A 9,591-nucleotide genomic window follows, 5' to 3' on the forward strand; every position below is an offset into this window, starting at 1 on the left:
GATTATGATACTCGATGTGGACGTGACCGCCGCAGGCGGCTTATAAAACTCATCGCCCGCAGGGCGATACCACAACCCTCGGGCCAAAGGCCCGTCAAACTTAAGAACCCTCCGGCCCATAGGGCCGGTCCATCTTAAGAACCTTTTTCCACAACCCTTCTACACAACCTGCCGCCGTCAGGCGGCGCCCCTTCGGCCCATAGGGCCGTCAACCTTTCCCTCTGCACCCGGGCCGCCAAAGCGGCCCTTTAAAAAGGAGGCCACACCATGTCCCATATCCATACCATCCGTTTCCTGCTGGAAGGCAGAGTACAGGGGGTGGGATTCCGTCCTTTTGTCTGCCGGACGGCTCTTTCACTGGGCCTTACGGGCTGGGTGAAGAATCTGGGCGGTGTGGTGGAAATCAGGGCTTCCGGGGACAGGGAGGCCCTTTTGGTGCTGGAGAGGAAGCTTGAGGAAGCGCCTTATCCGGTGGCCGTGGAGAAAGTGACGAAAGAGGAGGTCCCTCTGGAAAACTTCTCTACTTTCTCTGCCATAGAAAGCAGCGGGGAGCCTTTGGCTCCCCTTTTTCCGGCGGATATCGCCATCTGCCCTTCCTGCCGGAAGGAGCTTCATGACAGGAAGGACCGCCATTTCCAGTATCCCTTTCTTTCCTGCACCGCCTGCGGGCCCCGGTATACCATCATCCGGAGTCTTCCCTATGACCGCCCCCGCACGACGATGGACTCTTTTCCCCTGTGCCCGGAGTGCCAGAGGGAGTATGAGGATCTGAAGAACCGCCGCTGCCATGGAGAGACCATCTGCTGCGCTGCCTGCGGGCCGGCGCTTTCCATGGTGACAGAAGGCAGAGAAGAAGCTCAGGGGGATGAGGCCATTGAAAGGGCCATCGCTCTGGTGAAGGCAGGAAAGGTGGTGATGGTGAAATCCATCGGCGGTTTTCAGCTGGTGTGCCGGGGAGACAGGGAGGAGACGGTGCTTTGCCTGCGCCGCCTGAAACACCGGGAAGGGAAGCCCTTTGCCCTCATGGTCCATTCGTTAAAGGAGGCAGAAAAGCTCTGTTTCCTCACGGACCAGGACAGGAAGCTCCTCACCTCTCCGGCCTGTCCCATTGTGCTCTGCAGGCCGAAGAAGGAAATCAAAACGGTGGCGGAAGGGGTGCCGCGGCTGGGTATATTTCTGCCGCCTTCTGCTTTCTACGATCTTTTAACCGACGGGGTCAAGGCGCCGCTGGTGGTGACCAGTGCCAATATGAGCGGCGAGCCCATCCTTTATAAAGATGAGGAGGCCCTTTCCTGGTTTAAGGCCCATGAAATCGATTTCCTCTTCACCAATAACCGTGACATCCTCCGCCCTGCAGATGACAGTGTGGTGAAGGCGGAAGAAAGCCATAGGGACATGATCCGCCGCAGTCGGGGATTTCTGCCGGAGCCTGCGGTGCAGGGGGCGAAAGAGGGGACCCTTTTGGCTATGGGAGCGGACATGGAGCCCTCCTTCTGTCTTACCGCCCAGGGGCGTTTGTATCCCGGGGAAATGCCCTGCGATTTGGAAAATGAATCTTCTGAGGAAGCGTTCCTTCATATGATAGAGGACTGGGAAAATATGCTGGGCATCCGGCCCGAGCGGATTGTGACGGACCTTCATCCCCGCTATATTTCTTCAGCCCTGGGAGAGCGTCTTTCTGCGGACCGGGGGATTCCCCTCTGGAAGGTGCAGCATCATCAGGCCCACGGCCTTTCCGTTATGGCGGAGCATGGACTTTCGGGAAAGGCGGCGGCCTTCGTCTTCGACGGCACCGGCTATGGCACTGACGGCACCATCTGGGGCGGGGAGATTCTTCTTCTGGAAGGAAATCAGATGGTGCGGGCCGGCCACCTGGATGCCATGCCTCTTCTGGGCGGCGATATTTCCATGAAACAGGCCTGGAAGACAGGACTGGCCAGTCTTGTTTATGCAGGCCTTAAGACAGAGGATTACCGCTATGGGCTGGTGAAGGCAGCCCTGGCGGCCGGGGTGAATACCATCAGGGATTCCGCTATGGGACGGCTCTTTGACAGCGCCGCCGCCCTTCTTCATCTGAAAGAAGAGAACCGTTTCAAAGGGGAATGTGCCATGGCCCTGGAGCAGGCGGCAGTGCAGGCCAAAAGGAAGGGAAAGACGGCCCTTCCCCTCCATCTGTCCCTGAAGGAAGAAAAGGGACAGCTCATCTGGCACAGGGAAGATCTCATCGCATCCCTTGTGGAAGCAGATGGTACAATAGAGGAAGCAGCCCTGGGATTTCACCGGGCCATTGTAGACATGGTGGTGGAAAGCGCCCGCCTTCTGGGCGTGGAGCAGGTCATCCTCACCGGCGGCTGCTTCCATAACGGCATTTTATGGACAGAAACGAAAGAGGCTCTGACAAAAGAGCATTTCAAAGTATATGGTAATGAAAAAGTTCCCTGCGGCGACGGGGGTATTTCCCTGGGCCAGGCCTTCTACGGCCTCATGCAGGGATAAGGAGGACCTATGTGTGTAGCCTATCCGGGCAGAGTGGTAAGCATCATCGGCACCCATGGCATGGTGGATTTTTCCGGTACCGAAGTGCCGGTGAACCTTTCCATGGTGCCTGCGAAAATCGGTGATTATGTGCTGGTTCATGCAGGCATGGCCATCCAGATCGTGGAAAAAAAGGAAGCCCATGACTGGATTGATCTGTTTAAAGAAATCGAGGAGCTGGAAAAGGAATGAGAGAAAAAGAACTGGCCCGCTTCCTTTCCACTTATGACGGGCCGCCCCTTCGTCTCATGGAGGTCTGCGGCACCCACACCTCTTCCCTGTACAGGAGCGGTATCCGGCAGATTCTGTCGCCGAACATCACCCTCCTTTCCGGCCCCGGCTGCCCTGTGTGCGTGACGCCTACGGCCTATATCGACAAGCTGGTGTCCTATGCCATGACCGAAGGATACAAGGTCCTGGCTTTTGGGGACCTTCTGGCGGTGCCGGGAAGCCGCCTGTCCCTCTCCGGCGCCCGGGACCGGGGCGGCAGGGTGGATTTCTTTTATAATCCCGAAGAAGGGCTGGCCATGGCGGCAAAAGACCGGCAGACCACCTACGTTCTGGCGGCAGTGGGCTTTGAAACTACGGCGCCGGTATGGGCGGATCTGGTGAAACGGGCCTATGACGAAAACATAGGGAATATCCGCTTCCTCACCGCTTTAAAAACTATGCCTGAGGCCATGGACATTCTGGCCAGGGACCTTCACATTGACGGTTTTCTCTGTCCCGGCCACGTGGCGGTGATTACAGGAAGCCGCCCCTTCTTTCATCTGGCGGAAACATCGGGGAAACCCATGGTTATCGGCGGATTTACACCGCCTCTTCTTCTTCGTGCCCTTTCCCGGCTGGTGCTGGAAGCATCCAGAAAGAAAGGGGGCTTTTGGAACGAATACCCCTCGGTGGTACGGGAAGAAGGCAATCCAAAGGCCCTTTCCCTGATGCATGAAATCTTTGAAGCAGGAGACGCCGTCTGGCGGGGCCTCGGCACCATCAGAGGCTCGGGCCTTTATATTTCCGGAAAATATGAATTCCTGGACGCCGGCAGCCGGGGCCTTACAGAAGACGTCATGCCCAAAGGCTGCTGCTGCGCCTCCGTGCTCACCGGCCGCATGTTGCCTCAAAACTGCCCCTGCTTCGGAAAAGCCTGTACCCCGGACCATCCGGTAGGGGCCTGCATGGTATCCGGCGAAGGGGCCTGCTCCATTACCTATCGGGGAGGTTAGTATGAAAATCGAACTACGCCATGGTTCCGGCGGCGAAGAAACAGGCCGCCTCATCCATGAACTCTTTGAAAAATATTTTACAAATCCCATACTGGACCGTATGGAAGACGGCGCCGTCCTGCCGGTGATGAAGGGCCATCCCGTCCTTACCTCCGACAGCTTCGTGGTGGAACCCCTCTTCTTTTCCGGCGGTGATATAGGGAAACTGTCTATCTGCGGCACGGTGAATGACCTGTCCTCCATGGGAGCCAGACCTCTCTACCTGACGGCCTCCTTCATTCTGGAAACAGGACTGGAAACGGAGACCCTGGAAAAGGTAGTTTCCTCCATGGCGGAAACGGCCAGAGAAGCAGGCGTTTCCATCGTAGCAGGAGACACCAAGGTCATTGAAGGCAAAGGGGGTCTCTACATCAATACTGCCGGCATCGGTGAAAGGGCGAAGGGCCTTGCCATTTCCGCCTCCGCTATGGAAGAAGGAGATGCCGTCATCCTCACCGGCACCATGGGCGACCACCACGGCACCATCCTCACAGCCCGGCTCCACATGAAGAGCAGCCTCAGAAGCGACTGTGCCCCTTTAAACGGTCTGGTGGAAAGCCTTCTTAAGGAAGGAATCACCATTCATACCATCCGGGACATTACCAGAGGCGGCCTGGCCACGGTGGCAGGCGAACTGGCGGAAGCCTCCGGCAAAGCCATGGAACTGATGGAAGATGAGATTCCGGTGTCTGAAGAAATCCGAGAGCTCTCCGGCATTCTGGGCCTGGATCCCCTGACCATGGGAAACGAAGGGAAAATGATGATCATCCTTCCCGAAAAAGAAGCAGACCGGGCCCTTGCCATTTTACGAAACCATCCCTATGGCAGACAGGCATCCCTGGCAGGCCGTATTACCAAAGGCGAAGGGGTCCACCTCATCACCGCCTACGGAGGAAAAAGAAAACTCCTTCCCCTGAGAGGAGAAGGACTGCCAAGAATATGCTAGGAAAGTGAGATGGTGGGGCTTCGGCCACTGTCGGCGGTCAGGATAGCGATGGAGCATCCTACCGGTGCTCTGCCTTGTACACCCTTTGCCTCTTCGAGGCGTTCCCCTCAAGGGGAAACGAGGGATCTGAGGAGAAAAAACAGCGAGTCATATACTTCACGTACCATTTCGGCGTTTTCCCCCTTTGGTGGCTGGCGCCACCACCTTTCCCCCGCAAGCGGGGGCACTATAAAGCTCCGTTATACTGTGTGCGACTTATGAATGGAATGCTTCGCGGTGTTTTATTCTGCCCCCTGCATAGGGGGAAGTCCGGCGAAGCCGGATAGGGGGAGGCGAGCGCAGCGAGCCAGTCAGCAGAACTGTTTTCATGCCCTATGACACAGACAGCCAATCCCGTAACGTTCTTGCGTCCCCTTTAGGGGAAGAGGGCCACGAAGTGGCGAAGGGGTGGACGAGGGTAAGAATGATTATGACACTCGATATGGATGTGACCGCCGAAGGTGTGTCCCATGGCGGAGCTGCACCTTTTTTTAACATGACGATAGGGGTGCCCGCCGCCACCGTCATCTCGAGCGGAACTGCATGCCGCTATGGGAGACAGACGGGAAGCACTTTGATGATACTCTGAGTCGAGAGATCTTCCACCGTAATGCTACCCGTACCATCAGAGGGGGAGATTTCTCCACTCCGCTCCGCTTCGCTCGAAATGACGGAGGGCGCGGGCCGGCTTTTTTTATAATCTGCGCCCGAAGGGCGCCACCATCACCCTCGGCCCGAAGGGCCGTCGCCCCCTGAGCAAAGCGAACACAACCTTTCTACACAACCCGCGGCGCTAGCCGCGCCCCTTTAAAAATTGCGGCGTCAGCCGCCACCACCACCCTCGGGGCCAAAGGCCCGTCAAACTTAAGAACCTTCCGGCCCATAGGGCCGGTCAATCCTAAGAACCTTCCCCTTTGAACCCTTTGAACCTTCTGAACCCTGTGAACCCTCACACCGCAGGCGTGTCCAAGGCCCTTTTCCCTTGACAATCCCGCCCTCTCTTTATACACTTGTCAATAAGACGATTTCAGAGAAGAGGAAACCCTGTTTCCCCTATTTCAAGTACAAGGAGGAACTATGTATAAAATTCAGAAAAAGATTGACAAATGTTTAGACCTTGTAGCCCGGGATGAAAAGGTGGTAGCTCCCTGCCAGCACCTTTCCTACTATCCCTTTGCCGTGGAAAGCGGGAAGGGAGAAATCCTGAAAGACGCTGACGGCAATGAATATATTGATTTCCTCACCAGCGCCTCTTCCCTGAATCTGGGAAGCTCCAACCCCATCCTTACCAAAGCCATTGAAGCGCAGCTGAAGAAATGCACCCAGTACACCGCTGCCTACTCCTACAATGAGCCCATGATTTCCTATGCGGAAAAGCTGACCTCCGTGTATCCCGGCGGCGTGAAGGCCAAGATTGCTTTCGGCAACTGCGGCTCCGACGGCAACGATGCAGCTGTGAAATTTGCCAGAGCCTACACAGGACGGACGAAAATCATTACCTTTATCAACGGCTACCATGGAAATACCTACGGTTCCTCTTCCATGACCACCTGCACCACCCGCATGCATGCCAAAATGGGACCTTTCCTTCCGGAAATTTACCATTTCCCCTTCTACGGTGACAATGTGCCCGATGACATTGTGGAAAAGGAAGCAGTAAAGGATATCGAAACCGCCTTCAAAACCTACATGCCTGCCGACGAAGTGGCAGCGGTGGTGATTGAAGCCATCCAGGGCGATGCAGGCATCCTTCCGGCCCATCCCATTTTCATGAAAAAACTCTACGACCTCTGCAAAAAGCACGGCATCCTCTTCATTGATGAAGAAGTACAGCAGGGCTTCTGGCGGGCAGGCCACTTCTTTGCCATTGAAAACTACCCCGGCATCATTCCCGACGGTATCATCATGGGCAAATCCATCGGCGCCGGCCTGACCCTGGGCGCTTTCATGGGAAGAGCGGAAATCATGGACTGCCTTCCTGCGCCGGCCCATCTCTTCACCCTGGGCGGCAACGCCATTGCCTGCGCCGCAGGCAATGCAGCCTTCGACTACTATCAGTCCGAAGAATTCCAGACTATTTATAAAAGGAACTGCGCCGATATCCAGAAGGAACTGGCAGCGCTGAAAGAAAAACATCCGGACAAAGTGGCTTTCTATCGCGGCCGCGGCATGTCCTGGGCCATCGGCATTGTGAAGAAAGATGAAAAAGGAAATACTATCCCTGATGGAGACGGCACCTTCAAAGTCTGCTTCCGCTCCTATGAAAAAGGACTCATCATCATTACCCTGGGCGAAAACCTGCTTCGCGTGCAGCCGCCTCTCAATATTTCCAAAGAAAACCTTCACAAAGCCTTCACCATTCTGGACGAATCCCTCACTGAGCTGGAAAAAGGAGAAATCCCTGACGGCGTCTTCGAGTACCGCCACGGCTGGTAAATCTGTTTCATACATAAAAAAAACGACTGCTTCGGCAGTCGTTTTTTTGTTTCAAATGCGACGGGAAACGGTATTCCCGATAGAATGAAGGTTCAGGCGCCTTTGACGCCCGGGTTCAAGCCGCCATCGGGCTGTGCCCTGGGCTACGGTCAGGCGGTAAGGTGCTCGCTTAATGGGCAGGCCATGCTCGCATATGAGCCTGACTTGCGGTTCCTATGCAGGAACCGCACAAGTTCAGCCTGCAGAGCGGGCTGGTTCAAAGGGGAGTATGTAAGGCTCTCAAGATTGACTTGCCCGGTGGGAAGTTCAGCACGTAACGCCCTTGCCCACCCCTGTCTAAGGGGTGGGTGGCGAGCGCAGCGAGCCGGAAGGGGTTTGGGAAGCACTGATTCATTCATAGAGTCTGCTTTTATAAGAATTTTTATGCACTGCTTCGTCATGGGACTCCTTAAATAGCTGGCTATTTGCGTCGTCCCATTCCTTGCATTGCATAAAAAATTCAAGAATAAAAGCAGACAGTGATTGAATCAGCGCTTCCCTAGCCGTCAGGCGGCATTTTTATTCATCACCGCCGAAGGCGGTGATACCACAACCCTCAGCCGCCAAAGGCGGCTGTCAAACCTAAGAACCTTTTTCCGTGGCCCTTCTACACAACCTGCCGCCGACAGGCGGTGCACAGCGAACACATTTTGTAGGAGCACAGCGACGCACAAAATGTAGTGAGTCGTTTCCCCTTGAGGGGTCCCAACCTGCGGCGTCAGCCGCCACCACAACCCTCAGCCACGCAGTGGCTGTCAAACCTAAGAACCCTCCGGCCCGGAGGGCAGGTCAAACTTCGCCCGCAGAGCGGGCGTCAACCTTCCCCTTTGAACCCTCTGAACCCTCTGAACCCTCTGAACCCGGCCGGCAAAGCCGGCCCACTCACATGCCTACGGTTTCATCCAGCGGTTCCTGGCAGAAAAGCTTCATGGCTCCTTCCGCCATTTTGCCGCCCTCATGGGCGGCGCCTTCCACCACATGCAGCTGCCAGCGGAAGGGGACACCCAATTCCGCTGCTTTCGCCTCGCAGAAATGGAAATAATTATTGCACCGCTCCATGCGGTTCATGCCCTGGGCGTCAGCCTCCGGCGTATCCCGGAAAGGCTTTTCCCGGGAAATATCATTTCCGCCCATCAGCATAATGACGGGACGGGCAAAGGCCCGGGCCAAGTCCCTGTCCGAAAGAGGCACGTTCTTGATACCGTAGGGATAGCATACACTTTCATCAGGCATGGTGAACCAGCCCGCATTGGCGCACACAATGGCGTCAGCAGCCGGATGGCTGGCAAAGAGGGAATAGCGGTGCATGAGCTGGCCGCCGGCGGAATGACCGAAAAGGATGACCTTGCCTTTGGCATGGGTCCGCCGTCTTACCGCTCCGGTCACATGGTCGATGGCATCAAAGGTCCACTGCTGCCGGGGCTGAATCGTCCCTTTTTCACCTTCTGCATCGGAAATATTTCCTTCCTGATACCACCGGGCGCCGGGATATTTCTTCGTGGAAAACTCCGGGCAGGCGATGAGCATATTGTACCGTACCGCCAGCTCCTCCAGATGCTTCTCAAACCGCTCCGCCTTCCTGGTGTACCCCGGAAAAGCGATAAACACGGGCTGGTCTTCGGTCCAGGTGGCAGGCTTGTAATAGTATACCGGAATAGGCTCTCCGCATGTGCCGCTTCTGTCCTCCAGAAAATAAGAACTTTCGCCCACCGGCAGGGAAGAATCCTTCCTGCGGGGAAACAGATAGGCAGTGACAGCGCCCAGAGCCAGGGCGGCCAGTGCTTTTGTAACTTTACCCAATGGTAAGATCTCCTTAATTGAAATAATAATCCACAGAGGATAAATGCCCTCCAATTGCACTATTATATCATGGAAGGGCAAAAAGGAAATGGTCTCTTTGCTAAAGGGGTAAGTGTCAAGTTTTCCTCGGTAATTCATTTGACTGTCGATAATTACTATCTCCGTGGCTTCGGTTTTATCAGTATTTCTGTATAGCTCTGGCCAGTCTCCCCATTGGTGAAGAAGAAGCTCCATAAACGCCTATACGCCCCTCCAGGCATCCCGGCCTATAGTTTCTCATTTTACGCTTCTGCACCTCACTCCGGACATTCTGGGCGATTTTACGCTCTGCCTGCACCGCAGCCTTGTGCATGGCTCTATCCATCTTTTTGTAGCTTTTCCCATTAGCATGGTACAGGAGAGCTGCTGTAAGTGTTTTATTCTTCCGGGCGGTTAATACCCAAACCATACACTCCATTCCCTCGCTGGACCAGCTCCGTCCCTGCCGCTTCATGCGATAGCTGTAGAACCGGTGATTTGTTTCTGCAGTCCCCA

General features: G+C 55.4%; 6 protein-coding genes and 1 pseudogene. 5 read left to right on the forward strand and 2 right to left on the reverse strand.

From position 1 onward, the window contains the following. Positions 1-267 precede the first annotated feature (267 nt). The 5 genes from hypF (at position 268) to HMPREF9453_RS10745 (ending at position 7,218) form a co-directional block, all read left to right on the forward strand. Positions 268-2,496, forward strand: a complete 2,229-nt coding sequence (gene hypF / locus HMPREF9453_RS10715; protein WP_008860586.1) for a carbamoyltransferase HypF — start codon at positions 268-270, stop codon at positions 2,494-2,496. A gap of 9 nt (positions 2,497-2,505) precedes the next feature. Continuing rightward, positions 2,506-2,727, forward strand: a complete 222-nt coding sequence (locus tag HMPREF9453_RS10720; RefSeq protein ID WP_008860587.1) for a HypC/HybG/HupF family hydrogenase formation chaperone — start codon at positions 2,506-2,508, stop codon at positions 2,725-2,727. Beyond that, positions 2,724-3,758, forward strand: a complete 1,035-nt coding sequence (gene hypD, locus HMPREF9453_RS10725; RefSeq protein WP_008860588.1) for a hydrogenase formation protein HypD — start codon at positions 2,724-2,726, stop codon at positions 3,756-3,758. The genes HMPREF9453_RS10720 and hypD overlap by 4 nt, the downstream gene beginning before the upstream one ends. Position 3,759: 1 nt before the next feature. Then, positions 3,760-4,743, forward strand: a complete 984-nt coding sequence (gene hypE, locus HMPREF9453_RS10730) for a hydrogenase expression/formation protein HypE (protein WP_008860589.1) — start codon at positions 3,760-3,762, stop codon at positions 4,741-4,743. 1,116 nt (positions 4,744-5,859) lie between these two features. Beyond that, positions 5,860-7,218 carry an aminotransferase class III-fold pyridoxal phosphate-dependent enzyme gene (locus tag HMPREF9453_RS10745; RefSeq protein ID WP_008860591.1) on the forward strand — a complete coding sequence of 453 codons (1,359 nt, stop codon included), beginning with the start codon at positions 5,860-5,862 and terminating at the stop codon, positions 7,216-7,218. Positions 7,219-8,139: 921 nt separating this feature from the next. Here the strand turns inward: HMPREF9453_RS10745 and HMPREF9453_RS10755 are convergent. Both HMPREF9453_RS10755 and HMPREF9453_RS12010 read right to left on the reverse strand, forming a co-directional pair. Next, positions 8,140-9,057 (reverse strand): dienelactone hydrolase family protein, encoded by a 918-nt coding sequence (locus HMPREF9453_RS10755; protein ID WP_040380734.1) that lies wholly within the window; start codon positions 9,055-9,057, stop codon positions 8,140-8,142. 178 nt (positions 9,058-9,235) lie between these two features. Continuing rightward, a pseudogene (locus HMPREF9453_RS12010) lies at positions 9,236-9,591 on the reverse strand (UPF0236 family protein); the annotation flags it as partial.

Source organism: Dialister succinatiphilus YIT 11850, from assembly GCF_000242435.1.
Classification (GTDB): domain Bacteria; phylum Bacillota; class Negativicutes; order Veillonellales; family Dialisteraceae; genus Dialister; species Dialister succinatiphilus.